We start from the raw sequence: 26,551 nt of genomic DNA on the forward strand, positions 1-26,551 counted from the left end.
CACGGCTTTATTGCGCGATGGTTTGCAGGAACTGCAGGTGTTGAATGTCAGTGCGCAAATCGTTGATGGCGACACCGATTTGATGACGTTGCCAGGCCAACTCGTTGTCTTCGCGACGTTGCTGGGCGGTGGTCTGGTTCTGCGCAGCCCGCTGCCGGTAAAAGGCATTCATCCGAGTTTGCCAGTCAGCGTTGACCTGAAAACTGGATAACACGTGTTTCAAAGTTTCTTCGTCGCTGGCACGGCGCTCAGGCGCTATGCGGATCGAGCGAAGCGGTTCGATCGTTGTTGTTTGCGAGAAGGTGCCAAAATTCGGGTCTAGCGGTTCAAGTTGGAACATGTACCAGCTGAAAAACAGGGTTTCGATCACGGGTTGCCCTGACGGAGAATAAGTCATTTCGATCTCATTCGAGTCAAAAAACACCTTCATCCCTTGGGCCACACCCGCAAACATCTTGCGGTAATTATCCTGCATGGCGGTGTTTGGCCGCTTCGCTACAACCTGCATATCCGAGGGACGTTGCACGGCCCCATTGAACAGTTGATCTGCCGAATTCACCATCTGTACATGACAGTTGGAGCCGCGAAACTGGCTGGCCATGCGATTTCTATCAGCGTGGACCTGGGCTTGCATCATCTGTGCAATCTGCTGGTCAAAACCACGCACGACCACATCATTCCAAAACACCCGATGCCCCGGCTGAATGCGAAATCCGGTGCGCCCATCCGGCGCTGTCAGTTCCACGACCAATTCAAGCACATCACTGGAACTGCAGGGCTTTTGCCAAAAAACCTCACCGCGCGCGGACCACCCCTGCGGCACGTCAATTGAATAGGCAACCAGCGGTGCCTCAAACCCCTGATTGTCCATAATGTCAAAGCGGTGGAAACCTTCGGCCTGTGCTGAAGCGCTGCTGCATAGCAAAACTGAGATAAAGAAAAGCAAATAGGATCGTAGCATTCCAGTAACCCTTAACGTTTCACCTCAAATTCAAAATTGGATAGACCAATAAATACCCCAGAACGAACCAGATCAAAACCAACGCCATAATCCGCCGGTTTGCGTGACGCGAATAACTGCGCTGGATGACCCAGTCTTGCAAGTTGCTCGACGACCGCGCCCGAGGGAAGCTTTGCAAATCCTCGACGACGGCTTGCAGGCCGGAATAGGTTTCACGAAAGGCAAAAATCGTGATCAAGGAATTTAGTGTGTAGAACAAAAAAACAAGCAGACGCTGGACCGCAAACAGATGCTCTGTTGTCCCAAAGAACACCATGACACCGACAATCGCGGCATGGGTATAAAGAACGCGCTGCCACAGCATGTCCAACCGCCCGTTGAACGACAGGGTCAGCCCCATGAGGTCAGCGAAACTGACGTGGTCTTCGTCTGTAGTTTTCTGGCCGTCTTTTTCGCCAGTGTGCTGCACAACGCGTCTCCTTGGGTAAGTGCGGTAAACCCTGTTGCTGTTCACAGTTTATGGAGAACCATCGATAACTTTCAAAAGAATTTGTTGGGTGATCTACCTCGAAAATAGCGAGATTGCATTGGCAACCACATCCAAGAGGCGAGGCTGCTCACGCCAACTCAGCCGAAAAAGTAATTAGCAACATCCAAGCATTGGAAGTGCAAAGACACTGAGCAAAAAGTCAAAATCAGCTGGAAACTGACCTGGACAGAGTAGATTTGAGCAGGGCGATCAAGTTCACTGCACTTTCAGGTCAAGTAGGCGCTTTGCGGGTGATGATCATCAACGAGGGTTTCCCTCAAGACTTTGGTTATTCTTGTGGGCTCTGGTCGCTTTCTGGTTATGATCGCAAATTGGGTTCGGTAATGGAAAGTGTCCGGTTTTACCGCTCTCATTACCCCTCTTTTCTGAAAAGGTTCGGCCAAATGATCCGGCAAGAAACCAATGTAGCGCCCAGACATGATCAGAATGGCCAGTGCGTGTTCCGATTGAACCTTGGCGGATCTACGAAGCTTGAGTTGCTGACCTGTTCGCAGATTGGGTGAATTCACGCTTATCCCTGCATAGTTGCTGTCCCGAACATTCTCCAACGTGATGTCGTCTTGATTGGCTTCAAAAAACGGATGCCCAATGCCACAATACATGTACATATGCTCGCCATAGATTGGGCTGTAGTCCAAGCTTTCCGATGGGCGGTTCAGCGGTACGATCCCAAGGTCAAGCTTTCCCTCGATCACCTGGCTTTCAATAACTGTGGGTGGTTCAAGTGACAATTCAACCTGCACTGCCGGAGCGATTTCGTTGAACTTGCTGATGGATCGGGCAACATACGCCTCTGGATTGGAAGCGCAAAGATCAAACAATGCGACCCTGACTGTGCTTAGCCAAGTTCTCCTTGATCTCGTTAACCTGCACCCGAAACTTGGTGACGGCCGAAAGCAGTTCGTCTGCGGCCTCAAGCACGCGAGTTCCTTCTTCGGTGAGGGAAAACCCGGCTGGCCCGCGATGACACAGCAACAATTCCAGCCGTGTTTCCAGATCCGAGATGTGTTTTGAAATCGTCGAACGCCCGATATTGAGTTCGGTTTCCGCTGCGGAAAGTCCGCCACTGTCCACCACCGCCTTGAAAATTCTCAACAATCTCAGATCGGCGTCGCCAATCCGGGTAACCAAAGATTTTTTTGCCATTCTATGTTCGCTATTTGTGAAACTTTGCGCGAATAAGTTTACATTCAAGAAACATATGAAACAACCTAAGACGACCTCCACCGGAGCAGAATCGGACTGGCTCATCTCTCCCCGCGCCAGCGCGCTCTTCGGACAAATCGACAAATGGGAGGACCTCCATGTCATTTTTCAAAAAGCTCAGCACCCTGACCGCCGCCGTCTCTGTGGCTGCGATCATGGCCGCTGGCGCCGCCGACGCCAAAAACTTCAAGATCGCTGTTGGTGACGGCGCAGGTGGTACACAAGAAGCTCTGGGCAAAGCGTTCATCGCTGCTCTGGAAGAAAGCACAGATCACACTGCAACTCTGTTCCTGAACGGCCAGCTGGGCTCCGAGCAGGACACCGTGAACGAAGCGGCGATCGGCACTCTGGATTTCTCGATCCTCGCGATCAACAACGTGACGCCGTTCTCGCCGACCGTTGGCACGCTGACTCTGCCCTACATGATCTTGTCCCTGGAAGACGCTGAAAAGCTGACCCAAGGTCCGATCGGCGAAGAGCTGGTGGCAAACACCATCCGCGATTCCGGCGTTCGCATCATCGGCTGGGCCTATTCGGGCTTCCGCGTTCTGACCAACTCCAAGCACCCGGTCAAATCGGTTGCGGACCTGTCGGACCTGGTTATCCGTACCCCCAAGAACGAAATCATGATCGCGACATACCAGTCGTGGGGTGTAAACCCGACGCCGATGGCATGGTCGGAAACCTTTGCTGGTCTGCAGACCAAAGTTGTTGATGGACAGGACAACCCTTACATCACCAACTACGCGATGAAGTTTGACGAAGTTCAGACCTACATCACCAACCTGCGTTACCTCTTCTCGATCGAGCCTCTGATTGTTTCCGAAGCGGTATTCCAGGGCATGTCTGCTGATGACCAAGCCGCTGTTCTGGCCGCTGGCGAAGCTGCAACTCAGTTCTCGGCTCAGTACCTGCGCGATCAGGAATCGACCATCAAAACCGAGCTGCAGTCGCGTGGCATGGAAATCGTTGATCCTGAGAACAACGAAGAAGAGTTCATCAAACTGGCAACCGAAGCCGTCTGGCCGAAATTCTACGACTCGGTTGGTGGCATCGAAAAAGTGAATGCCGCTCTGGCCGAAATCGGTCGCGACCCGGTCGAATAAGACCCCGCAGAAAAGACCGGTAAAGAGCGCGATCCTCGCGCTCTTTCCTTTCTCAGGGAGGAGTAACAAGAAATGTTCTGGAAATTCCTGGACAACATAGAGAGCATCATTTGCCGGATCCTACTGTCCGGTTTTGTCGTCCTGTTGTTCACACAAATCATCGCCCGCGAAGTATTCGGCTTCTCGTTCAGTTGGATCGAAGAACTGTCCGTCTACATGTTCGTCTGGTTCGTCTACTTCGGTGCCAGTTATGCCGCGCTCAAAGGTGCCCACAACCGGGTGACTTTCCAGTTCAGGTTCCTGCCCGGAAAATATATCAAATACATCGAAGCATTTGCCGATATCTTTTGGCTCTTCTTCAACGTCTATTTCATCTACCTGGCCTCCGATTTCGTCTTCAACAAGATGAACAAGTTCTGGAAATCCCAGACCTTGGGCATCGAGATGAAGTACATCTACATGGTGCTGCCCTTCGCGTTCACGCTGATGACCATCCGTGTTCTGCAGGTGAACTATCGCAAGTTGATCAAGGGCGAAGAAATCGCTGACCCCGATCAGATCGACCTCGACGAAATCAAAGCTGCCACAGACGCAGCGAAATCCAAATAATTAGGAGGGAGTAGTCATGGAATCTGAAATCGTAAGCATCCTGTTTGGAACCTTCCTGTTCTTGTTGCTCATCGGTGCGCCCATCACGGTCGCGCTTGGCTGTGCATCGCTGATCTCGTTCATCTATCTGGATGAGAACCCGATCAAATTCGTGCAGATCGCCTTTACCTCGGTCGGATCCTTCCCGCTGATGGCGCTGCCCGCCTTTATCCTTGCTGGTGCCTTGATGGAGGCCGCCGGTATCTCAAAACGCCTGATCAACGTGGCCGAAAGTTTGGCGGGCCCATTCACCGGCGGCATCTCGGCCGCGACCGTGATGGCTTGCTTGTTCTTCGGCGCGATCTCTGGCTCAGGCCCGGCAACAACAGCTGCCGTGGGCATGCTGATGATCCCGGCGATGATCGATCGTGGGTACGAGCGTGGCTATGCATCGGCCATCACCGCATCCTCGGGCGGTCTGGGCATCATCATCCCGCCTTCGATCCCGATGGTTATCTTCGGCATTGCCGCGCTTGGCTTTACCGCACCACCTGAAGCGGTCGAGAAATTCGGCACCTTCCAGTCGGTTTCGATCTCGAAGCTGTTCATCGCAGGGTTCATCCCGGCCTTCCTGATTGCGGGTCTCGATCCTGACGCTGAACTACTTCATGTCGAAAAAACGCGGCTACAGCGGTTCGGCTGAAGGTTGGTCCGCCAAGAACATCGGCTGCGAGATGTACCGTGGGTTCTGGTCGTTGATGGCACCGATGGTGATCCTGGGCGGTATCTATACCGGCTTCTTCACCCCGACCGAGGCTGCGATTGTCGCGATCTTCTACACCCTGTTTGTGGGCGTGGTCATCTATCGCGAAATCACCTGGGCCAAGCTGTTCCAGGCGCTGGAAGCCACCACTTGGCTGACAGGTCGTGTTCTGCTGATCCTGTTCACTGCAACCGTGTTCGGCCGTCTGCTGGTTGAAAACCAGATCCCGGCGATCATCGCGGACTCGATGCTGAGCTTCACCCAAAACCTCTATGTTATCTGGGCGCTGATCATCTTCTTCTTGCTCTTCGTGGGCATGTTCATGGAGACACTGGCGACCATTCTGATCCTGGTTCCGGTGATGTTGCCGGTGGCCTATTCGGTGGGCATCGACCCGATCCACTTTGGTGTGGTGATGGTCTGTACTCTGGGTATTGGCTTCCAGACACCGCCACTGGGTGAAAACCTGTTCATCGCATCGGGTATCTCGAATATCTCGATCGAACAGATCTCGCTCCGCGCGCTGCCGTTTGCAGCTGTGAACACGATCGCGATTTTCATCATCGCCTTCTTCCCGGAACTGTCGCTGTGGTTGCCACGCGTCTTTGGCTATTAACCTCGAAAGGATAACTCGATGGAACCAATGGTTACGCATATCCTGTTTGCCACCGACCTGTCGCACAACTCGACATATGCTTTGCGCCACGCTGCTGCGTTGGCCCAAAGCACCGGGGCCAAAATTCACGTGTTGCACGTGAACGAGCCCCTGTCGGACGACGCCAAGGTGACGATGGAAATGTTCATCATGAGCGAGGAAAGCCGCAAGAACGCAATCGAGCGACGCCACGAAATGGTGCGCAAGGTTCTGGCCGAGCGGCAAGCCAACTTCTGGTCCAAGCTCGAAGGGGACGACGCCAAGATTAAGGATCAGGTTGCTTCTATCGAAGTAACCGACGGCCACCCGGCCGAGGTGATCCTGCGTCGTTCGCAAGAGCTGGGCTGTGATCTCATCGTGCTGGGCGCCCATGACCACGGCTTTTCGCACACCTTCCTGGGCACCGTGGCCAAGCGCGTTTTGCGCCGCTCGGCCATCCCGACCCTGATCGTTCCTCACCCCAACGACGGGTGAGACCATAAACCAAGGCTGCCCGCGCATTCACCAACGAATGCGCGGGTGGCCCTTGCCCCCCTAGGGCAGAAAGCCTTTCGACATCATGTTGCGCGTCAACCTGATCTCGAAACGCTTAACTCAAAGGAACAAAGCAATGACCAAAACCCTGACCGCGCAGGACCTCGCCGATACGTTCGACGCGTTCAACCGTCATGACATTGACGGGGTGATGACCCACTTCGCCGATGACTGTGTGTTCTACACTGTCGGCGGTGACGAGAAATACGGCAACAAGGTCGAAGGCAAAGCCGCCATCGCCGCCGCATTCTCGGCTGTATGGGCTAAGCATGAAAGACGCGCATTGGGATCACCACAGCCACTTTGTTCACGGTGATCGCGCTGTGTCCGAGTGGACTTTTTCGGGAACCGATGCAGACGGCATGCGGGTCGAGGCCGAAGGCGCCGATCTGTTCACCGTTCGTGACGGCATGCTCGTCGTGAAACAGGCGCTGCGCAAGTCGCGCCCGATGTTCAAAGCCTAAACCGGCGAACACTAACCGGAGGAGTTAAGAATGGTGGACAACAGCATCCCTCGTCACTGGCCCAAAACCAGCTATGATCCGAAATACGATCCGATCATTGACGCTGGCCCGGGACACAACCGTGATCATGCACCGACCTATTGGATTGGTACTGCGGGTACACCGCCTGCTGATGATGGCCCTGTGTCAGGAGACATGGAAGCCGACGTTGTGATCGTCGGGTCGGGGTATACCGGCCTGTCGACCGCCATTCACCTCGCCAAGGAGCACGGCATTCAGGCCGTGGTCCTTGAAGCCAACACCGTGGCCTGGGGCTGCTCGACCCGCAACGGCGGGCAGGCCCAGATCTCGTCCGGCCGCCTCAAGCGGTCGCAATGGATCAAACGCTGGGGCGTCGATGTGGCCAAAGGCATGCATCGCGAAGTGTCCGAGGCGTTTGAGCTGTTCAATGACCTGATTGCCAGCGACGACATCGACTGCGACCCGCAGACAGGTGGCCACTACTACATCGCGCACCGCGAAAAAGTGATGGCAGGGCTGCAAAATGAAAGCGACCTGCTCAACAGCACCTTTGGCTATGGCTCGCGTATCATCGGTAAGGAAGAACTCCACGCCGAGCACGTGAACGATCAGGAATCCCATGGTGCGATGTGGGAGCCTGACGGAACCTGCATCCACGCAGGTAAGCTGGCATTCGGCTATGTGAACATGGCCCGTCGTCTGGGCGTCAAAATCCACACCGGTAGCCCCGTGATGGGTTGGGAGACCAAGAACGGCATTCACCACGTCCGTACGCCGGGCGGCATCGTCAAGGCCAAGAACGTTGCGCTGGCGACAGCGGGTTACACGCCTCCGGGTCTGAATTCCAAGACCAAGCACCGTCTGATGCCGATCCTGTCGAACTCTATGGTGACACGCCCGCTGACTCAGTCCGAGCTTGATGATTGCGGCATCAAGACCATGTCACCGCTGACCGACACCCGCACATTGCGCCACTATTATCGCCTGCTGCCCGATAACCGGGTGCAGATTGGCTCGCGTTCAGCTGTGACGGGGCGGGATGCGGAAAACGAAAAGCACCTGCAAATGCTGCGCGCCAACCTGGCCCGCAAGTTCCCTGCGCTTGAAGACATCAACCTGGATTATTCCTGGTGGGGTTGGGTCGACGTGAGCCATGACATGATGCCACGCATTTTCCAGCCTGACCCGAATCAACGCATTTTCTATGCAATGGGATATGGCGGTAACGGCGTGATGTATTCGGCCCAGGCAGGCCGTCGCATGGCTCAGCTGGTGGCAGGCAAGAAAGACGAAGCGTTCAATCTGCCGATCTTCACCTCCCCTTTGCCCAGTCACGGCCTATTGACCCCGTTCCGACGAATGGGTCAGCGGATGGCTTATGTCTGGTACTACCTCAAAGACGAAGTAATCTGATTACCTCCCCAACTCAGGCCCCTTCGGGGGCCTTTTTCCTGATAGGAGACGACACCCATGACCCACGTCATTTCCCTGTTTGACGAACCTGCCTCGCGCAGCGAACGCCGCCTTGCTGACCTGCCAGATCGCGTGACTGAAGGCGACCCGCACCACAAGGTCGGCATGCACTTCACCAGTCCCGACGGCAAACTGTCGGCCGGTACTTGGACCTCGACACCTGGCAAGTGGCATGCGTTCACCGACAAGGATGAGTATTGCTACATCGTGTCTGGCCACTGCGCGCTGATCCACGAGGACGGAACGCGCAAGGACTTCAAAACCGGTGACAGCTTCATGATCCCGGATGGTTTTCGCGGTTTTTGGGAGGTTGTCGAGACCACGACCAAGCATTTCGTGATCCGTGACACGTCTGACTAAGACGAACATCAAAAGCAACTAAAGAAGCCCATGCCGGGCTGAGTTTTGCCGGAACGCGAATTGATCGCGTTCCGGCTGTTTTTCTTACGCTACATCAAAGCGATCGGCATTCATCACTTTGGTCCAGGCCTCGACGAATTGCTGAACAAATGCAGCCTCGCCATCGCTGGAGCCATAGACTTCGGCCAGGGCGCGCAGTTGCGAGTTGGAGCCGAACACCAGATCGGCACGGGTGCCGGTCCACTTGATCTGACCCGACGCGCGGTCCTTGCCGTCAAAGACGCGGCTGTCCTCGTCTGCTGCAGACCATTCGATGCCCGCGTCCAGCAGGTTGACGAAGAAGTCGTTCGACAGTTGGCCGGGCCGGTTGGTCAGCACGCCATGTGCCGAGCCGTCCCAGTTGGTGTCGAGCACGCGCATACCACCAATCAGCGCAGTCATTTCTGGTGCGGTCAGGGTCAGCAACTGTGCCTTGTCGACCAGCAGCTCCTCGTCAGCGACGCTGAACCGGCCCTTGGTGTAGTTGCGGAAACCATCGGCGATGGGTTCCAGCACGGCGACGGATTCAACATCTGTCTGCTCGGCGCTTGCGTCGGTACGACCGGTTGCGAATGGCACCTCGACAGAGTGACCAGCAGCCTTGGCTGCCTGTTCGATGGCGGCAGAGCCACCCAGAACGATCAGATCTGCCAGCGACACTTTCTTGCCGCCCGATTGCGCGCCGTTGAACGCGGATTGCACGCCCTCAAGCGCCGACAGGACCTTGGCCAATTGCGCCGGGTTGTTGGCCTCCCAATCCTTTTGCGGCTCCAGACGCACGCGTGCGCCGTTGGCACCACCACGCTTGTCCGATCCACGGAATGTCGAGGCCGACGCCCAGGCTGCCGAGACCAGCTCCGACACCGACAGGCCAGTTGCCATGATCTGCTCCTTGAGTGCGGCCACATCGCCCGCATCCACCAGATCGTGGTCGACGGCAGGGACGTTGTCCTGCCACAGCAGTTCTTCGGCCGGGACATCGTCGCCCAGGTACAGGCTGCGTGGGCCCATGTCGCGGTGGGTCAGCTTGAACCAGGCGCGGGCAAAGGCGTCGGCGAACTGATCCGGGTTTTCGTGGAACCGGCGCGAGATCGGCTCGAGGTCGGGGTGCATCCGCAGCGACATGTCGGCAGTGGTCATCATCGGTGCATGGCTTTTTGACGTGTCATGTGCATCGACAACCATGTGCTCGGGCGCGACGTCCTTGGCTTGCCATTGCTGGGCACCTGCGGGGCTTTTCACCAGCTCCCACTCATAGCCAAACAGCACGTCGAAATAGCCGTTGTCCCAAGTTGTCGGATTCGGTTTCCAAGCGCCTTCAACGCCGCTGGTGGTGGTGTCACCACCTTTGCCGGTGCCAAGGCCGTTTTTCCAGCCAAGACCCATCTGTTCGATGGACGCGGCTTCGGGCTCGGCGCCAACCAGATCGGGATCGCCTGCACCATGTGCTTTGCCGAAGGTGTGACCACCCGCAACCAGCGCGACGGTCTCTTCGGGGTTCATCGCCATACGGCCAAAGGTGTCGATGACGTCGTTGCCGGACAGAACCGGGTCAGGGTTGCCATCTGGGCCTTCGGGGTTGACGTAGATCAGGCCCATCTGAACCGCCGCCAGCGGGTTTTCCAGATCACGCTCACCCGAATAGCGGCTGTCTTCCTTGTCAGACGTAGCCAGCCATTCCTTTTCTGCGCCCCAGTAAATGTCCTGCTCGGGCTCCCAGATGTCTTCTCGACCGTCGGCAAAGCCAAAGACCGGCCCGCCCATGGATTCGATGGCAACGTTCCCGGCCAGGATCATCAGGTCAGCCCATGAGATTTTGTTGCCGTACTTCTGTTTGATCGGCCACAGCAGACGGCGCGCCTTGTCCAGGTTGCCGTTGTCCGGCCAGCTGTTGAGCGGCGCAAAGCGCTGGTTGCCGGTCGAGCCACCACCACGCCCGTCGGCGGTGCGATAGGTACCGGCACTGTGCCACGCCATGCGAATGAACAAGCCGCCATAGTGACCATAATCCGCAGGCCACCAATCTTGACTGTCGGTCATTAGGGCGGTCAGATCGGCCTTGAGCGCCTGCAAGTCGAGCGATTTGAACGCTTCGGCATAATCGAAGTCCGGGTTCATCGGGTTCGACTTCGACGAGTGCTGATGCAGGATGTTTAAGTTCAATTGGTTCGGCCACCAGTCGCGGTTGCCAGTTCCTCCTCGAGACGTGTTCACGGGGGCACCGTGCATCACGGGGCATTTCCCTGCGCTGTTGTTTCCGTCCATTTTTGCTCTCCGATCGTGGCTTTTGTATTCTAAATTCGCTGCGTGAATGCTGAAACAGACACTCAACAGGCCATTCTGCCGATTCTCGCGGATTTCGCGAGGGTTCAGGTAAGAATAGAGCTGCCAAGTACCTTCAACAGATTGGTTTGGAACGAAAAAACACGCCTGTGTGCCAATCCGACTTCAACGCTTCGACTCAAAGCCTAGCGGACAAAATGGATTGGAGAAAATTGTTTATTGTCATCGTTTCAATAAGTTTTCATTATCAGTCGGAAACCCGGTGACCATCCGAGAAAGAAACGTTGAAACACGCGCCCTTGTCAGTTGGGATCAGTGCGATTTCTGCGCCATGAGCCTGCAACAAGTTGCGCACGATCGGCAATCCCATGCCGGTGCCGCCTGAATCCCGGCGTGACGTGAAAAACGGCTCAAAGACATGTGCTTGATTGCCGGGTGACACGCCCGGTCCGTTGTCCGCGATCTGCATTGACGGAATTGTATCTGCCTGCGTGACCTCTAGCGTGATCTGAGTGGCCCCGTGCTGAGAGGCATTGTCCAGCAGATGTGTCAGTACGATCCGAAGTCCCTCGCCCGACAATGGCAGAGCGACGTCACCGCCAGAGGTGGTCACGTCGAGTTCGGTATGCGAGGCCCGAATGGTATCCATGATATCGCTTAGCCTGCATCTGCCATGATAGGCGGGTTCACGCGCGGCCGTGATACGATGCAAGGCGCTCAGCTGATCCTGCATCTGCTGCGCTGCCCCCTGAATTTGGTGCACCAATTGCCGATCCTCGGTGTTCAATTCGGGGTTATCCTCCAAAAGCTCGGCGGCGGCGTGGATGGCAGACACCGGTGTTTTCAACTCGTGTGTGACGTGATCGGCGAAGGTGCGAATAGAGGCTTCGCGCCGTTGCAGGGCATGCGCCATGTCCAGCACGCTTTGCCCCAAGCGATGCAATTCCTGTGTGCCGTAATGTTCAAGCGGATCTGCGCCCTTTGATTGGCCTAACCGCACCGCTTCGGCCCTCTGCGAGAGCTCGGAAATCGGGCGCAGCAGTAGTCGCACCAACAGAACGCCAAGGGCCAAAGTGGCTAATCCGATCCCAATGGCCAAAAGCACGGCTGCGGGGCGAAAGCCGATTTCGGGACCCAAATAACGCAGCACCACCAACCCGGCCAGCGACATCCCCAGAGTTCCGGTCAACGCGCCGCCAAGAACGAACCACAGGGGGGACGCCACTTGCGGCTCATACTGGCCACGGGCGCAGGCGCAGGCCAACGCCATGCACGGTTTCCACCCCGTCGCTCCAACCGGCCTCGGCCAGTTTTCGGCGCAGGTTGCGAAGGTGGCTGTCCAGCGTGCGGTCGGACACGGGGCTGCCCGCGCCATAGATGGCATCCGTCAGTTGCGACCGTGTGATGACATGGTCCGGGCGTTGGAGCAGAGTTTGCAGGATTTGCGCCTCGGTGCGGGTCAGCGTGACGGGTGTTCCGCCTATCGCACACAGGTGACGCTCGGGGTCCAGTGTCAGATCGCCGTGGCGGTGAATGGTTGGCGTATTCGAACGTTGGCTGCGTTTCAGGATCGTCTTGATCCGCGCCACCAACTCGCGCGGGCTGAACGGTTTGGTGACATAGTCATCCGCCCCCAGCTCCAGCCCGAGAATGCGGTCAATCTCGTCATCGCGAGCGGTCAGAAACAGGATCGGCACATCAGAGGTTTGTCGCAGGCGGCGGCAGACCTCGAGCCCGTCAAGCTCGGGTAGACCGACATCCAGCACGATCAGATCCGGGGTGTCGCGGGTGGCTGAAACCAGCGCCTGCTGCCCGTTCGAGGCAGTCGCGACCTGATAACCGGCGCGGTTCAGTGTCAGCGTCAGCAACTCGCGAAGTCGCGGGTCGTCATCAACGACGAGGATATTCATGACTGACCTCTGCTTGATCCACGACTGGGTTCATGGCAGCGAGATTACCCAGCACCCGCCAGCTCCGAAAGCCCCAATCCCGCCAGCCTTCGATCTGCGGGGCAGGGACATCACATCCGGGGATGTCTTGTAGGGCAGCCGCGGCCATGGGGCCGAATTGACAGGCGTAATATGTGTCCACATTGTCTGTGCGAGACAGATTGGAGCGAACGATCAGATCTGCGAAGTTTACGAACGCACAGGCGTACAGCACACCGAGGCCCAAGGTAACGCAGCGCGTCAATAGCCAGAAGTTGGATTTGGAGTGCCAGATTTGCCAGGCGACCAAAACCAGCCCGATGGCAACAACGCCCATCCAGATTGCGGCGTGCACGCGAAGGTAGGTCAGACCGTAGACCGAGGTGTAGAGTTCAAGCCGCAGAAGTGAAGACAGCACTAGCGCCACGTTCTGAGCCAACCACAGCAACAGCAGCGGTTTGAGCCAACCCTTGTCGCCCAGATGTGGACGTGTGACCAAGGCAAAGGCACCTGCCAACAGCGCAGTGATCAGAAGCGGATAAGCACCCCGGTGGGCGTATGTGGCATAGCTCATCCCCTCGGGCAGGCTGACCCCGCCCCAAAGGTAGAAGGCATCCAGCACGGTTTGCACGGCCAGAAGCGCATTGAAGGTGATCAGCGCGTTGCCGGTGCTGGTTTTGTTCACGCCCCATGTGCTTGGGTGAAAGAAGCCCGAGAGTGACCCGGGTTTGCGCGGATAGGTCTGGCGTTGCGCCAGCGGCGGGACCATCAGGGGCCAAATCAATAGCGCCGTACCGATCCAGAACAGCAGGCGGCTGAGTGCTCTTTCCGGGTCGAAACTGTTCAGCCGGATTGAGTTTGTCCAATGCAGCAAGATCGGATTTGCCTCAATCAGCAGGGCGCTAAGAATCAGCAGCCCGCCCATTGGAAAGCCCCAGGCGCGCAGGGCAGCATTGATCTTTGAGGTCGCGCCCGGTTGCGGGAGCGGGGCGGCGGCCCGATGTCGCCCATTCCAAAGGTCGCGCGCGCCCCGCAGTGGCACCGAACGCAGGATGAGGCCACCGGTGCGCGCGATCTGGGCCAGCGTTGCCCTGTCCCCCAAAACAACCCACGCAAGGCTGCCCAAGAGGCCCAAAGCCAGAAATAAGACTGATAGCGCCTGCAGGTGTTCGATCACGGGAAGACTGGCGACTGCCAGGAGTGACGACGGTCCGGACCAGTTTACCTTTGGTCTGCGCAGTATCCAGGTTGCGGTAAGGATCGACGCGGCAAAGATCACCAGCGACAACCCCTTGGGGTGGTCAAAAAAGAAAGTCCGCGAGTGCGATCAGCCCGATCAGTACTGCCAACCAGGGCACGCGTGTGCTGTCCCCACTGCACATGGGCTCTGGCGGAGACGTATCCTCTAGCCACCAGCTGTCTTGCGCGATCGATGCGGGAAGTCCGCGTATTTCCAGTGTTTGCGTCATGTTCCGTGCCCCTTTTTGTTGGCTTTGGGACAGTCATGACAGACGCGGGTGCAGGTCTCGCGCAGCAGATGAGCAGATTTCGTGCAGATCAGAGAGAGCGAGTAAACAGCTGCCCGAATTCGGGGCGCTGGTCCGCCACGCCGCTCAGGCGCAGCATGTGCCAGGCCAGGGCGTGATTGCTGGAAATCACCGGAACTCCTGCCCGCACCTCGGCCTCGGGGATAATGTCGAGGCAACGCAGGTTTGTGCAGGAGATCACGACCGCATCGCACTCCGCATCCTGCGTGACGGCATCAACGGCGCTCAGGATGGCCTTGGGCGTGATCCGGGCCACCACGCGGTCATCGCTTTCCTCGAACGAGGCAAAGCTGGCGATGGTGTTTCCAGCCTGTTCCAGTTTGTCGCGCATCTGTGCCGAGACCTGCGGAAGGTAAGGCGTGACAAAACCCAGGCGGGTCGCGTCTATCGCTTTGCAGGCCGCGATTATAGCACTGAGTGGCTCGGTGACCTGAGCCTCGGGGCGGGCGGATTGGATCGCCTCGCGTACCCCATCAGGCCCGATCACTGTCGCGGCTGACGTGCAGCCATAGCCGATTACGTCGAACTGCAGCGACGACGGGAACAGGCTGGCCGAGGCGGGAAGATCCGCTGCCATTTGTTGCAGGGTCTCAGGGCGGATTTCGGGCACCATCGGTATGCGATTGTGATAGAGAGCCACGCCCGGCTCGCGCGTCATCCGCGCAAATTCCTGTTCCAGCGTTTCATCGGTTTCCAGCACTACGACGCCCAGATTGGCTCGCGTCCCGATCCCCGCATCCGTGTCAAATGGCAGCTTCATCACATCCCTCTCAGATCACCGGCAACTCGGGCGCAGCGCGACGGCTCAGCAAGCGCGGTGCACCGTTCTGGATCACCAGATTTTCCTCGTGCACCATTGTGCGGCCATCGCCGTAGCCAAGCGATGGTTCCAGCGTGATCACCATACCCTCTTGTAGGATGGTTTCGTCAAATTCCGCGTGCGAGGGCCATTCGGTCAACTGCATGCCCAGACCATGCCCCAGACGGCCCACATTGGCGTCTTGGTCGTCCAGTTCCGCGATCACCTGGCGCATGGCGTGGAACAGGTCACGGCAGCTGGTGCCAGGGCGGGCGGCGTTTAGTCCGGCCTCGGTCGCGCGCCAGAGCACGTCATAGGCACGGTGCGAGGCATCGTCGGCACGGGTGATGGCAAAGTTGCGGTCAAAGTCGCAGAAATAGCCGTCGAATGTGGCGCCAGTGTCCAGCATCAGAATATCTCCCGCTTGCAAGGGACGGCGTGACGGCGGAGAGATCACATCGTGATAGCCGCCCTGATCGGCACCGCCCACGAGATAGGGTACATCATCTGCGCCAAGTGACAGCGCACGCCGCATGGAAGGCGCGAAAGACGTCCTCGAGCGGGGTACCCTCGCGGGCAAATTCTGAGGCAGAGTCAAACGTGTCCGAGCCGATGGCGCAGATGTGGGCAAGCTTGGCGATCTCTGCTTCGGATTTCACCATTCGTAGTTGGCGGATCAGGCCGGTGGCATCTTTGACGAACATGTCAGGCAGCCCCGCCATCAGGCGTTCATAATCGCCGAGCGGCATCCGCAGGCCGGTTTCGTGGCCCTTCAAGATGCCCAAGGTCTGACCAGCGGCATTCAAGGGTCCCAGCAGATCGAGTAGCAGAGAAATTCCGTCGTCATCCGGATTTGGCGCGTCCCAAGTGCGAATGTCGCGAACCCAGGTGCGCCCCATCAGGTCGGCTCCGATGCCGGGGATCACCGCGACTGGCTCACCCTTGAGGGGGAGATACAGGAACCATGGTCGCGTTGGACTCTGCCAGAACAAGGTTTGAAACCCGCTGAAGTAGCGCACTTCGGGTTCGCTGAGCAGCAAGATGCCGTCGAAACCCTGTTGTGCCATAAGGGCCTGCGCCTTGGTCAGTCGGGTTTCGAACTCGGATTGTTCAAAGCCGCGTGTGGGGGCTTCAGGCATCGTGCCCCTCCATGATGCGGGCGTAGATTTCAGGGTCGGTCACACCCTCGGAACCGATGAGCAGCACACGCGAGGTTTCATCGAGCCCAAGCGCAGCCTTGAGGTCAGTGGCCTGACACGCCGCAACCACGGCAGCTAGACCGGCGACTGCGCTTTCGCCGAGCTTCGATAGGCTCTTCGCCGTTCTGGGGCCGGGCCAGCATGCGGACGGTGGGGGCGACGATGCTGTCGGGAATGGTCAGGTAGTCGCTGGCCTCCTGGCTGAGGATCTCCCACGCCATGGGGGACGGCTCACCGCAAGACAGGCCTGCCATGATCGTCTCTTCTTGGATGGCAAAATTTGTGGCAGCCCCTGCCTTGGCGCTTTCATAAAGACAAGCGGCCAAATCGGGTTCAACCACGACCACACGCGGGCTGTCCGCTCCCCAATACTGGCGCAATCCAGCCGCGACTGAGGCCGCAAGACCGCCGACGCCGCCTTGCAGGAACACATGGGTTGGGGCCTGATCCATCGCCTCGCAGGCCTCGCGCGTCATCACGCCATAACCTGCCATCACGTCGCGCGGTGGTTCGGTGTAACCGGGCCACGAGGTGTCGGATACCACGTACCAGCCGTTTTGTTCGGCTTCTTCGCGGGCCAGTGCGACCGAGTCGTCATAATCGCCGGTTATGCGGATGATCTCGGCCCCCAGCTCGCGCATTGCAATGGCGCGGCCTTCGCTGACCTCGGCGTGGATGTAGATGCGGCACGGTGCACCCAAGCGCTGGCAGCCCCAGGCGAGCGAGCGGCCATGGTTGCCGTCAGTCGCCGACACGAGGGTGATTTTGGCGCAGTCATCGCGGTACTTGCCTGCACTGATGTCGGCGAGTGTCACATCGGTGTCCAGACGTTCCGACAACACGCGCTGCAACACGCGCATGGCGGCATACGACCCGCCAAGTGCCTTGAAACTGCCGAGGCCGAACCGCGGGCCTTCGTGTTTGTAGTATATCGCGCCCAGACCCAATTCCTTGGCCAATCCATCCAAGGAAGCCAAAGGCGTTTCAGCATAACCGGGCCAGCTTGTGATCTCATCCACGGCGCGTGAGAAATCTTCGGCCGACAGCACGCGGGTGGCGGCATCGCCTGCATCGGGGGTGCGGTGGACGTGGTGCAAAGTTGCGGATTGATAAGGTGTCATCGGGGTCAGTCCTGTCGTTGTGGCAACCGGTCACGGACCAGCTGCGCCCATAAGTTTGCGCCAATCGGCAGCAGGGCATCGTTGAAATCATAATCCGCCGAATGCAGCGGTTGGCCGTTGCGCCCCTCGGTTCCGTTGCCCAAGAGCAGGAAGCAACCGGGCACGGCGGCCGCAAAATGGGCGAAATCCTCGGAAAAGCTCATCGGGGTGCGGTCAGGGATCGTGTCCAAACCTTGCGTGCGGGCGGCTTGAACGACGGCCTCGGTCGGGCCGGGGGCATTGATGGTCTCGACAAACTCGGTGTTGAACGAGACGTTGATCTGCACGTCATGCGCCTGCGCGATGCCCGTCGCGATCCGACGCATGTGTCGCTCAATCTCGGCACGGTCCTGTGGAGATCGCGCCCGCGCGTCCCCCTTGAGCGTTGCGTGGCCAGGCAGCACGTTGCGCTGCCCGTCGGTCAGAAATTCGGTAACTGAAACAACCGCGCCTGCGCCAGGGGCCAGTTTGCGCGCCACGATAGTTTGCAGGGCCTGGACCAGCTCGGCCCCTACCGTAATCGCGTCCACGCCCGCTTGCGGCATTGAGGCGTGGCCGCCCTGACCGGTGATGGTCAGCTCAAACAGGCTCTCGGATGAGCAGATCAGCCCGGGGCGTGTCGACACTTGACCCACCGGCGCGCCGGGGAGGTTGTGGATGGCATAAACCTCTTCGATGGGGAAGCGCTCCAACACACCTTCGTCGATCATGGCCTGTGCGCCCAGCCCGTGCTCCTCATTGGGTTGAAAGATGAACACGACCGTGCCGTCAAAGTCAGGATCGGCAGCTAGGGTTTCGGCGGCGCCGAGCAACATGGTCATGTGTCCGTCGTGCCCGCAGGCGTGCATGACACCGGGCGTTTCAGATGCATAGTCCGGGCCCGCGATTTCCGTGATCGGCAGCGCATCCATGTCGGCTCGCAATCCGATGGCGCGGTTGCCGGTGCCCGCGCGCAGGATACCGACTACGCCCACACCCTCGTGTACCTCAAGCCCAAGTGCACGCAGATGATCGGCAACGCGGGCCTTGGTGCGCTCCTCCTGAAACCCCAATTCAGGGCAGCGGTGAAAGTTGCGTCTAAGGGTGATCAGATCGTCGGGGGAGGGGGCATAGTCTTGTTCTCCGCGTAGGTGCTGCGAGTATCCATCTAAGTTCGGGTTTTTGAGCGTCAGAGTTCGTCTTGGTAGTGACGAAAATAATTGCCATTTGGCTAAATTGATATGAAATTCGGAACATGGATGAAAAAGACAAACAGATCCTGCAGCTGGTGCAGAGCAACGCGCGGTTGACCGCCGAGGTGATCAGCCAGGACGTGGGGCTGTCACCCGCGGCGGTGCAAAAGCGGTTGAAAAAGCTGCGGGAAACCGGGGTGATCGAGCGCGAGATTGCAGTGGTCTCACCCGTGAAGGCTGGGCGTGAGTTGACCATCATTGTCGAAGTCATTCTTGAGCGCGAAAACCTGGCGCAGTTGGATGCCTTCAAGCGGCGCATCCGGGCGGCGGAATGCGTGCAGCAGTGTTACTATACTACGGGCGAGGCGGATTTTGTGCTGATCCTGACTGTGGCGGACATCAAGGAATACGAGCGCTTCACTCAAGAGCATTTCTTTGAGCAATCCAACATCAGCCGATTCAAAACCTCGATCGTGATGGACCGGGTCAAGGTATCGTTGGACGTGGTTTGAGGCGGCAGAGGGGGCGCTGCCCCCGTAGCAGCGCGACTCCGCCGTCACATTTCAAACGAGAAGAATATGGGTGTTGCCCGCGGGTTGTTAGGTGCAGGCGGCCATCAAGCGATAGACGATCTGGGCGGTCGTGAAGTCCCAGGCGGCGTTACCATCTGGGGCGAGTTCCACGACGTCGAAACCGACGCATTTGCGGCCCTTGAGGGCGTGCTCGACCAGATGCAGCGCCTGATAATAACCCAAGCCACCGGGAACCGGCGTGCCGGTGGCAGGCATCAGGCTGGGGTCGAGGCCATCGACGTCAAAGCTGACATAGACCAGCTCGGGGAAGTCATTCGGCAGGTCGACGGCGTGTGTGTTGTGCGTCACCAGCTCTTCGGCGTCTTTGAAGAAGATGCCATTAGAGGCGCGGCTGTCGACCTCTTGCTGGCACAGTGCACGCACGCCGAATTGGGCCAGTTTTATCCCATCCTCGGCCAGCAGGTGCATGACGCTGGCGTGGGAATGCCTTTCGCCCTGATACGCCACACGCAGGTCGGCATGGGCGTCGATCTGTACGATGCCAATGGGTTTGCCAAGCGCGCGGGCGACGCCAGTAACGGCGCCGTAAGACAGGGAATGCTCGCCGCCCAGAGTGACAGGGATTTTGCCCGCGTTGATCGCGGCTTCGGTGCGCTGTGCCAGACGTTCCATGACGTGCGGTAGAGGACCGTCACAATCGAGCGGGGTTTCGGTGAAGATGCCGTCGGCGCAGGGTTCGGATGAGCCAACTATGCGCTCCAACTCGTTGCTGGCCTCGATGATTGCAGCGGGGCCGTTGGCGGTGCCAGAGCCGTAGGATACCGTGCGCTCCAAAGGCACCGGGATCACGCGGAAACGGGCCGCTTCGGTGCGCTCCGCGTCGGTCAGTTCACTGTCGAGGAAAATGCTCATGCCCATATCCTTAAGAAAGGCGGTCCTTGAAGTCGTCATAGCCGAACTGTTTGATGATCTCCAACTCGTCCGTCTCGCTGTTCCACACTGCGATTGTGGGCAGGGGGACACCGTTGAAGGTGTTTGTCTTGACCATCGAATAATGCGCCTGATCGAGGAAGGCAAAACGCTGGCCGATCTCTAATGGCTGGTCCCACGTGTAATCACCGATCACGTCGCCCGCCAAACAGGACGGCCCGCCCAATCGGTAGGTGTGGCCTGCGTCGGTCTCGTCCATCAGGGCAGGGCGATAGGGGGCTTCGATCACGTCGGGCATGTGGCACGTGGCCGAGATGTCGGTGATTGCAAGGTTCATGCCATTGGTGGGCAGGTCGAGGATTTCGCCCACCAGGATGCCTGCGTCGAGCGCCACTGCCTCGCCAGGCTCCAGATAGACCTCAACGCCGTGTGTCTCGCGGATGGATTTGATGAAATCGACCAGAGCGTCGCGGTCATAGTCATCGCGTGTGATGTGGTGGCCGCCGCCGAAGTTGAGCCATTTGAGGTCGGGCAGATAGGGCGCGAGCTTTGGGGCAACCGCTTCCCATGTGCGAGCGAGCGGTTCAAAGCCTTGTTCGCACAGCGTGTGCATGTGCAGGCCATCGACGCCCTGCATGATTTCGGGCGTGAGTTGCGAAACAGGCGTTCCCAGTCGCGAGCAGGGGGCGCAGGGGTCGTATTTCGGAATCTCGCCCTCGGAGTGTTCAGGATTGATACGCAAGCCTATCTGTACGCCTGCGGCTTGGGCTTTGGCCAGAAAACGGTCTTTTTGCGCTGGGCTGTTGAAGATTATGTGGTCCGACAGGGACAGGATTTCGTCTATGTCGCTGTCTTTGTAGCCTGCGCAGAAGGTCGCTACCTCGCCGCCGTATTCCTCGCGGCCCAGGCGGGCTTCATAGATGCCGGATGCGCAGGTGCCGCCCAGATGTTGGCGCACCAGCGGGGCAAGGGCGAACATCGAGAACGCCTTGAGCGCGCTCAGGACATGGGCGCCGGAGCGTTCTGCGACTTCTGACAGGATCGAAAGGTTGAGTTCAATGGCCTTTTCGTCGACGACGAAGCAGGGCGAGGGGACGCGTTTGAGGTCGAAGTTGCGGAAGGCTCCGGCGTCGCCAGCCTGTGTGGTCATCATGTCTGTCATGACAATCCATTCCCTTTCATTCTAGCCGGTGGCCTGCGGATTTAACGCATTATCAGAGAAGGCCCATTACCCAAAGTGGCACTATCAATGACAGCATATGGGCGATGAGAGCGGCAGGGTTTTCCACTGCCACTCGAACGCTGGATTTTTCCAAGCGAAACATTTTGACCGTGTCTGTCCTGTAGCGCTTGGAAGCGAAAAGAAGGAGCGTATAGGTTCCAAACATCAATCCGATCAGAATGAGCATTTGCTGATCTGACGACATTGTTTCTAGACGCTCCCTTTTTTGTAGATAGCGGCTGAGATTTAGAACTCGACCGGGCCGTCCAACTCGTGAACTTGCCAGGGCAGGCCGTGCTCATTGAGCATGTCCATGAAGTTGTCAGGATCCAGCTGTTCCATGTTCCAGACGCCGGGCTCTTTCCAGTTGCCTTTCAGCACCTGCGCCGCACCGATCATGGCGGGAACGCCGGTGGTGTAGCTGACCGCCTGGCTGCCGACCTCGGCATAGCATTCTTCGTGGTCGCAGATGTTGTAGATGTAATAGGTCTTCTCGCCCGAGCCATCCTTGGCCTGACCTGTGGCAATGTCACCGATGCAGGCCTTGCCCTTGGTTTCTGCACCCAAATCGCCGGGATCGGGCAGCAGGGTTTTCAGGAACTGAATCGGGATGATTTCCTTGCCGTCGTGCATCACCGGGTCGATGCGGGTCATGCCGACGTTTTCCAGCACTTTGGCGTGCATGATGTAGGCATCGCCAAAGGTCATCCAGAAACGGGCGCGTTCGATCTCGGGGAAGTGGGTGGTCAGGCTCTCCAATTCCTCGTGATACATCTGGTACATGTTTTTGTTGCCGATGGCCGGGAAGTCGAACTCAACCTTGGTGGTCATGGCAGGGCTGGTTTTCCATTCGCCGTTTTCCCAATGACGCACCTCGGCCAGAACCTCGCGCAGGTTGATTTCCGGGTTGAAGTTGGTGGCGAATTCCTGATCGTTGGAGCCACCGTTGGCATCCAGCACGTCGATCTGGCGGATGGTGTCCAGCTTGTGTTTCTTCAACCAAGTTGCGAACACGCTTGTCACGCCGGGATCAAAACCCGAACCTAGGATCGCAGTCAGGCCAGCCTCTTTGAAGCGGTCCTGATAGGCCCACTGCCAGTGGTATTCGAATTTGGCCACATCCTCGGGCTCGTAATTCGCGGTGTCCAGATAGTGACAGCCCGCTTCCAAGCAGGCATCCATCAGCACGAGATCCTGATAGGGCAGGGCCAGGTTGACCAGCAGCTCGGCCCCCGTTTCCTTGATCAGCGCAACCGTGTCGGCCACCTTATAGGCGTCCAGTTCGGCGGTCTTGATCTCGACACCCACGCGCTCTTTGACAGCGGCAGCGATCGCATCGCATTTCGACTTGGTTCGGCTCGCCAGCGTAATCTCGGTAAAGATGTCGCTGTTCATCGCCATTTTGTGCACTGCGGCGTGGGATACGCCTCCTGCACCGACAACCAGTGTCTTACCCATGCGCAAATCTCCTCTGGATGGGGGTTATTCGTAGTAAGTATAGCCGTTGATGCTGTCGCGATAAGCACCAATGATCAGCTTGCGTTCGCTGGCTTTCAGCGTACCGGCGGAAATCGCGCCGTCAACGAGCTTGCGGAAGGCGGCGACGCAATCGGTCGGGTCGAATTCGACATAGGACATGACCTGGCTGATTGTATCGCCCTCTTGTTCATGCAGCAGGTCGAACCCGCCGTCCGCGCGCAAGTCGATGGTGACGACGTTGGTGTCACCAAACAGATTGTGCAGATCGCCGAGCGTTTCCTGATAGGCACCGACAAAGAAGACGCCCAGGTAATATGGTTGATCCTCGGGCAGTGAATGAACCGGCAACGAGGGTGACACGCCATCGGCCAGAATGAACTTGTCGACCTTGCCGTCGCTGTCGCAGGTGATGTCAGACAGAACTGCGCGTCGGTCGGGCGTTTGGTTCAGCATCTGCAGGGGCGCGATCGGGTGCAACTGACCGATGGCCCAACTGTCGGGCAGCGATTGGAACAGGGAAAAGTTGCAGTGATAGATGTCGGCCAGCTTTTCTAGCTGATCATCCACATCTGTCTCACCCTCTTGTGCGGCCACCAGCGCCTTGATGCCGGCCATCAGGTTCAGGTAGATGCGCTCGGCCCGGGCCATCTGGCGCAGGTCGATATAGCCTCGCCGGAACAGCGCGCGCAGTTCGTTGCGATAGAATGTGGCGTCGTTCCAGCATTCCTGAAGACGCTCGGGTTTGAGATAGCCGCCAACCGCCGCCAAGTCCGAAACCAGATGGTGATCATCGGCCTCAACCTCGGGGGCAGAGGGCGCGTCATAGAGCGTGCTTTCCAGCACGTTGAACAATAGCATCGAGGATGTGGCGACCACGGCCCGCCCGCTTTCAGTCACCAGCGTGGGGTGATCCACTTCGGCCTCGTCCATCGCATAGAGCACGGTTTCAACCACATTGGCGCAGTATTCTGCTACCGTGTAATTGATCGAGTTTTCCGCCGCTTTTTTCTCGCCGGTATAGTCCACACCCATGCCGCCACCCAGATCCAGGTGGGTCAGAGCTACACCTTCGGCGGTCAGCTCGGTGTAGTACCGACATGCTTCTCCGACAGCGCGACGCACGTCGTTGACGTCCTGCACCTGGCTGCCCAGATGGGAATGCTGCAGCTTGAGGCACTGAAGCAACCCCGCATCCCGCAACTTGTCTACTACGGCGACCAGTTGATCGGTGTTCATCCCAAAAGCCGAGCGGTCGCCCGAGCTTTCTTCCCATTTGCCGCTGATCTGGTTGGTGAGCTTCACACGAACGCCCAACAAAGGTTCGATCCCGAGCTCCTTGTAGACCTCGATCACGGTGTCGGCCTCTTTCGGGCTTTCCAGCACGATCACTGTGTTGAAGCCCAATTTGCGCGACAGGATCGCCAGCTGGATGAACTCGGCATCCTTGACACCGTTGCAGACTATCAGCGCGTCCTTGGCCAGTCGGTGAGCCAGAGCGATGACCAATTCGGGCTTGGACCCGGCCTCGAGCCCATAGTTGTATTTGTGGCCGAACTCGACAATCCGGTCGATGACCTGAGCCTGCTGGTTCACCTTGATGGGAAAGACGCCGCGATAAGCACCCTGATAGCCGGTGCGTGCGATGGCGCTGGCAAAGCTGTCGTTGATCTGTGCGATCTCGTGCTCAAGATATGAGCTAACCCTCAGCACCATGGGTGATTTGATCCCGCGCTCGTCCAGATCACTAAGGATACCGGGCAGGCTGACGGCGGGTGCGTCGGGGGCCAGCGGATTCCGTAGCCCGATATCCCCCTCGTCGGTCACCACAATCAGGCCTTTGCCCCATTTGTCTACGCCGTAGACCATGTGCGGTTCGTCGAGAGGTTGTTTCAATCAAAGACACCCATTCTGCAGGAGTTTCAACATAGGTGGACGCCCTTTAGGCGAGGTCCGTGATCTCGTCCAAGGCAAATCTTGTTTCAGAGCTGTTCGGGGGCATGCGATTGATAGGATCAGACTCGGCTTGGTTCACCTCCAAATTCGCAAAAACCGACCACCAGCTGAAGTTGGTGCTTGACAATTTATCTGATTAGTTGACTTAAACGGTCAACTAAAATTCCGACTTCTTCTGTCGGGTAATATGTGAAGGGTCCCTATGTCCAAGTTCAACCTTAAACTCACAACGGCGCTTTTCGCTGCCACATTGTTCAGCGGCGCAGCATTCGCGGATCAGGCGTATGGTCCGTTTCCTGTCACCGTGAAAGGCTACGAAGGCGACAAAACCAACTCTGTCTCTTACTCAGGCCAAATCGCTCGTCATGTCCTGCATGACAGTCTGAAGAAAGCAGCCGCCAAGGGTGACGGTGGCAATAACGCTGCAGAAGTCGAAGCTCTGATGCTCGCCTATTTCAATGGCTCGGACGAAGACCTTGCGATCATTGCTCCTGCGTCCAAAGATGGATTCCCGGTGATGCAATCGACTGTGAACGAAATCTCGTCCGGCAAAAACATTTCCGGCAAGTTCTACAAGGGTGCCATGACAGCGTGGCCGGGCAATCAGTCCGGTGTTGATGTCGCCCTGCAGATGATCAGTTTGGCTGCTGCTTCGAACCAAGGCTACGACCCGGTGAACGGCATGGACTGGGGGCAGTTGATCTCGAAGTTTACACTTGGGGCAATGGCATACAACCAGGCGGTAGACAACTATCTGGACGAAAAGCTGGAAGCCGACAACAAACCCAATGACAAGCCTTACAAAGAAGGTGCGCATTATACAGGCAAGGAACATTCCTGGGATGAGGCGTTTGGCTATTTTGGCGCCGCAGCTCATTCGGTAACTCTGTCGCCTGAGCAGAACTATGGAGTGTCCAAGCAAAAGGATATGGCCGCAGCTGATGCAAATGGCGATGGTGTGATCGACCTGAAAACCGAAATGGTTTTCGGTCCGGCCTACTACGCGGCCGGTGCTGACAAAGGTGGCAACAAGAACACCCAGTACATGGCCACCATTTTCAATGCTTTCCGTGATGGTCGCGCATTGATTACCTCGGCCAATGGTGAGGCGCTGACAGACGAGCAGCGCCTGCAGCTCAAGAACTATGCTGATATCATCGAAACCAACTGGGAAAAGACACTGGCCGAAGCCACGTTCAAATATGCCGGTTCGGTTTACACGGATATCAACAAGATCAAATCGGGCGAGGACACCGACAAGGCACTGCGCAACTATGTCAAGCACTGGGGTGAGCTCAAAGGCTTCTCGATGGCGCTTCAGTCGGGCAAGAACAATCTGGGCGCTGCAGCGATTGACATGAACTGGCTGATCGGTTTCGGCCCTGCCATGCCGGATGGCAAGATGGTGTCCGATATAGACGCGGATGGTAATTTTGTGCGCGGTCGCGAAATGTCGATGGATGATTATCAGGTCAACATGCTGAAGGTGCAGAAACTGTTGATCGATACCTTTGGAATCGAATCTCGCGCCAACGATGCGACTGCAGATCTGGCTGCGCTGGCCGACAAGTTGGGCGAAAACGCCTCGGCCGAAAACGACTAAGGATCTTCCGATCCGTGCCCGGT

Annotated in this window: 28 protein-coding genes and 1 pseudogene; 11 read left to right on the top strand and 18 right to left on the bottom strand. The window is 57.7% G+C overall.

Features of this window, described 5'->3' with window-relative positions; genetic code table 11:
• Nucleotides 1-7: 7 nt before the first annotated feature.
• From ACZ1HE_RS04110 to ACZ1HE_RS04125, 4 genes are all read right to left on the bottom strand, one after another.
• Complete coding sequence (locus ACZ1HE_RS04110) at nt 8-961, bottom strand: hypothetical protein (RefSeq protein WP_472619668.1); 954 nt, start codon at nt 959-961, stop codon at nt 8-10.
• 19 nt (nt 962-980) lie between these two features.
• Nucleotides 981-1,430: a hypothetical protein gene (locus tag ACZ1HE_RS04115; protein ID WP_472619669.1), complete on the bottom strand. Its 450-nt coding sequence runs from the start codon at nt 1,428-1,430 to the stop codon at nt 981-983.
• A 287-nt stretch (nt 1,431-1,717) separates the two neighbouring features.
• Entirely contained in the window at nt 1,718-2,428 is a 711-nt protein-coding gene (locus ACZ1HE_RS04120) for a substrate-binding domain-containing protein (RefSeq protein ID WP_472619670.1), read from the bottom strand.
• Nucleotides 2,325-2,657 (bottom strand): LysR family transcriptional regulator, encoded by a 333-nt coding sequence (locus tag ACZ1HE_RS04125; RefSeq protein ID WP_472624349.1) that lies wholly within the window; start codon nt 2,655-2,657, stop codon nt 2,325-2,327. The genes ACZ1HE_RS04120 and ACZ1HE_RS04125 overlap by 104 nt, the downstream gene beginning before the upstream one ends.
• Nucleotides 2,658-2,815: 158 nt before the next feature.
• On the opposite strand from ACZ1HE_RS04125, the gene ACZ1HE_RS04130 reads away from it, so the two are divergent.
• From ACZ1HE_RS04130 to ACZ1HE_RS04170, 9 genes are all read left to right on the top strand, one after another.
• A complete protein-coding gene (locus ACZ1HE_RS04130) occupies nt 2,816-3,823 on the top strand; it encodes a TRAP transporter substrate-binding protein (RefSeq protein WP_472619671.1) in 1,008 nt (335 codons plus the stop codon).
• 72 nt (nt 3,824-3,895) lie between these two features.
• On the top strand, nt 3,896-4,432 hold the full coding sequence (locus tag ACZ1HE_RS04135) for a TRAP transporter small permease (RefSeq protein WP_472619672.1): 537 nt from the start codon (nt 3,896-3,898) through the stop codon (nt 4,430-4,432).
• A gap of 16 nt (nt 4,433-4,448) precedes the next feature.
• On the top strand, nt 4,449-5,114 hold the full coding sequence (locus ACZ1HE_RS04140) for a TRAP transporter large permease subunit (RefSeq protein WP_472619673.1): 666 nt from the start codon (nt 4,449-4,451) through the stop codon (nt 5,112-5,114).
• Nucleotides 5,080-5,790: a TRAP transporter large permease gene (locus ACZ1HE_RS04145; protein WP_472619674.1), complete on the top strand. Its 711-nt coding sequence runs from the start codon at nt 5,080-5,082 to the stop codon at nt 5,788-5,790. Before ACZ1HE_RS04140 ends, ACZ1HE_RS04145 begins: the two co-directional genes overlap by 35 nt.
• Before the next feature lie 18 nt (nt 5,791-5,808).
• Nucleotides 5,809-6,303 (top strand): universal stress protein, encoded by a 495-nt coding sequence (locus tag ACZ1HE_RS04150; protein WP_472619675.1) that lies wholly within the window; start codon nt 5,809-5,811, stop codon nt 6,301-6,303.
• A 136-nt stretch (nt 6,304-6,439) separates the two neighbouring features.
• Entirely contained in the window at nt 6,440-6,679 is a 240-nt protein-coding gene (locus tag ACZ1HE_RS04155) for a nuclear transport factor 2 family protein (protein ID WP_472619676.1), read from the top strand.
• Nucleotides 6,680-6,686: 7 nt separating this feature from the next.
• Nucleotides 6,687-6,827 carry a hypothetical protein gene (locus ACZ1HE_RS04160; protein ID WP_472619677.1) on the top strand — a complete coding sequence of 47 codons (141 nt, stop codon included), beginning with the start codon at nt 6,687-6,689 and terminating at the stop codon, nt 6,825-6,827.
• A gap of 30 nt (nt 6,828-6,857) precedes the next feature.
• A complete protein-coding gene (locus ACZ1HE_RS04165; protein WP_472619678.1) occupies nt 6,858-8,261 on the top strand; it encodes an NAD(P)/FAD-dependent oxidoreductase in 1,404 nt (467 codons plus the stop codon).
• A gap of 57 nt (nt 8,262-8,318) precedes the next feature.
• Nucleotides 8,319-8,681 carry a cupin domain-containing protein gene (locus ACZ1HE_RS04170; RefSeq protein ID WP_472619679.1) on the top strand — a complete coding sequence of 121 codons (363 nt, stop codon included), beginning with the start codon at nt 8,319-8,321 and terminating at the stop codon, nt 8,679-8,681.
• An 84-nt stretch (nt 8,682-8,765) separates the two neighbouring features.
• On the opposite strand, the gene katG is transcribed toward ACZ1HE_RS04170, so the two are convergent.
• The 10 genes and pseudogenes from katG to ACZ1HE_RS04220 all read right to left on the bottom strand — a co-directional run bounded on the left by katG (nt 8,766) and on the right by ACZ1HE_RS04220 (nt 18,727).
• On the bottom strand, nt 8,766-10,985 hold the full coding sequence (katG, locus tag ACZ1HE_RS04175; protein WP_472619680.1) for a catalase/peroxidase HPI: 2,220 nt from the start codon (nt 10,983-10,985) through the stop codon (nt 8,766-8,768).
• A 265-nt stretch (nt 10,986-11,250) separates the two neighbouring features.
• Nucleotides 11,251-12,273, bottom strand: coding sequence for a sensor histidine kinase (locus tag ACZ1HE_RS04180; RefSeq protein WP_472619681.1), 1,023 nt, complete (start codon nt 12,271-12,273; stop codon nt 11,251-11,253).
• Nucleotides 12,236-12,913 carry a response regulator transcription factor gene (locus ACZ1HE_RS04185; protein WP_472619682.1) on the bottom strand — a complete coding sequence of 226 codons (678 nt, stop codon included), beginning with the start codon at nt 12,911-12,913 and terminating at the stop codon, nt 12,236-12,238. Before ACZ1HE_RS04185 ends, ACZ1HE_RS04180 begins: the two co-directional genes overlap by 38 nt.
• Nucleotides 12,894-14,210, bottom strand: a complete 1,317-nt coding sequence (locus ACZ1HE_RS04190) for a DUF4153 domain-containing protein (protein WP_472624351.1) — start codon at nt 14,208-14,210, stop codon at nt 12,894-12,896. The genes ACZ1HE_RS04185 and ACZ1HE_RS04190 overlap by 20 nt, the downstream gene beginning before the upstream one ends.
• 22 nt (nt 14,211-14,232) lie before the next feature.
• Nucleotides 14,233-14,400, bottom strand: a complete 168-nt coding sequence (locus ACZ1HE_RS04195) for a hypothetical protein (RefSeq protein WP_472619683.1) — start codon at nt 14,398-14,400, stop codon at nt 14,233-14,235.
• An 88-nt stretch (nt 14,401-14,488) separates the two neighbouring features.
• Nucleotides 14,489-15,238, bottom strand: a complete 750-nt coding sequence (locus tag ACZ1HE_RS04200) for a maleate cis-trans isomerase family protein (RefSeq protein ID WP_472619684.1) — start codon at nt 15,236-15,238, stop codon at nt 14,489-14,491.
• 10 nt (nt 15,239-15,248) lie between these two features.
• Nucleotides 15,249-16,416 (bottom strand): annotated as a pseudogene (locus tag ACZ1HE_RS04205) (M24 family metallopeptidase).
• On the bottom strand, nt 16,409-16,546 hold the full coding sequence (locus ACZ1HE_RS04210) for a hypothetical protein (protein WP_472619685.1): 138 nt from the start codon (nt 16,544-16,546) through the stop codon (nt 16,409-16,411). Before ACZ1HE_RS04210 ends, ACZ1HE_RS04205 begins: the two are co-directional and overlap by 8 nt.
• Complete coding sequence (locus ACZ1HE_RS04215; protein WP_472619686.1) at nt 16,521-17,597, bottom strand: diaminopropionate ammonia-lyase; 1,077 nt, start codon at nt 17,595-17,597, stop codon at nt 16,521-16,523. The genes ACZ1HE_RS04210 and ACZ1HE_RS04215 overlap by 26 nt, the downstream gene beginning before the upstream one ends.
• Before the next feature lie 5 nt (nt 17,598-17,602).
• Nucleotides 17,603-18,727: an amidohydrolase gene (locus ACZ1HE_RS04220; protein WP_472624353.1), complete on the bottom strand. Its 1,125-nt coding sequence runs from the start codon at nt 18,725-18,727 to the stop codon at nt 17,603-17,605.
• Nucleotides 18,728-18,870: 143 nt separating this feature from the next.
• Here ACZ1HE_RS04220 and ACZ1HE_RS04225 point away from each other — a divergent pair, with 143 nt between their 5' ends.
• A complete protein-coding gene (locus ACZ1HE_RS04225; protein ID WP_472619687.1) occupies nt 18,871-19,320 on the top strand; it encodes an Lrp/AsnC family transcriptional regulator in 450 nt (149 codons plus the stop codon).
• An 87-nt stretch (nt 19,321-19,407) separates the two neighbouring features.
• Here the strand turns inward: ACZ1HE_RS04225 and speB are convergent, their stop codons facing one another.
• The 4 genes from speB to speA form a co-directional block, all read right to left on the bottom strand.
• Nucleotides 19,408-20,253 (bottom strand): agmatinase, encoded by an 846-nt coding sequence (gene speB, locus ACZ1HE_RS04230; RefSeq protein WP_472619688.1) that lies wholly within the window; start codon nt 20,251-20,253, stop codon nt 19,408-19,410.
• Nucleotides 20,254-20,263: 10 nt separating this feature from the next.
• Nucleotides 20,264-21,433, bottom strand: coding sequence for a carboxynorspermidine decarboxylase (gene nspC / locus ACZ1HE_RS04235; RefSeq protein ID WP_472619689.1), 1,170 nt, complete (start codon nt 21,431-21,433; stop codon nt 20,264-20,266).
• A 306-nt stretch (nt 21,434-21,739) separates the two neighbouring features.
• A complete protein-coding gene (locus ACZ1HE_RS04240) occupies nt 21,740-22,951 on the bottom strand; it encodes a saccharopine dehydrogenase family protein (protein ID WP_472619690.1) in 1,212 nt (403 codons plus the stop codon).
• Between the two features lie 24 nt (nt 22,952-22,975).
• Nucleotides 22,976-24,838, bottom strand: a complete 1,863-nt coding sequence (speA, locus tag ACZ1HE_RS04245) for a biosynthetic arginine decarboxylase (RefSeq protein ID WP_472624355.1) — start codon at nt 24,836-24,838, stop codon at nt 22,976-22,978.
• 289 nt (nt 24,839-25,127) lie between these two features.
• Between speA and ACZ1HE_RS04250 the strand changes: the two genes are divergently transcribed.
• The gene (locus ACZ1HE_RS04250) at nt 25,128-26,528 is read left to right on the top strand and encodes a DUF4856 domain-containing protein (protein WP_472619691.1); all 1,401 of its coding nucleotides are present in this window, start codon (nt 25,128-25,130) and stop codon (nt 26,526-26,528) included.
• Nucleotides 26,529-26,551: the final 23 nt, after the last annotated feature.

It is taken from the genome of Falsiruegeria sp. JB4-1 (assembly GCF_055693495.1).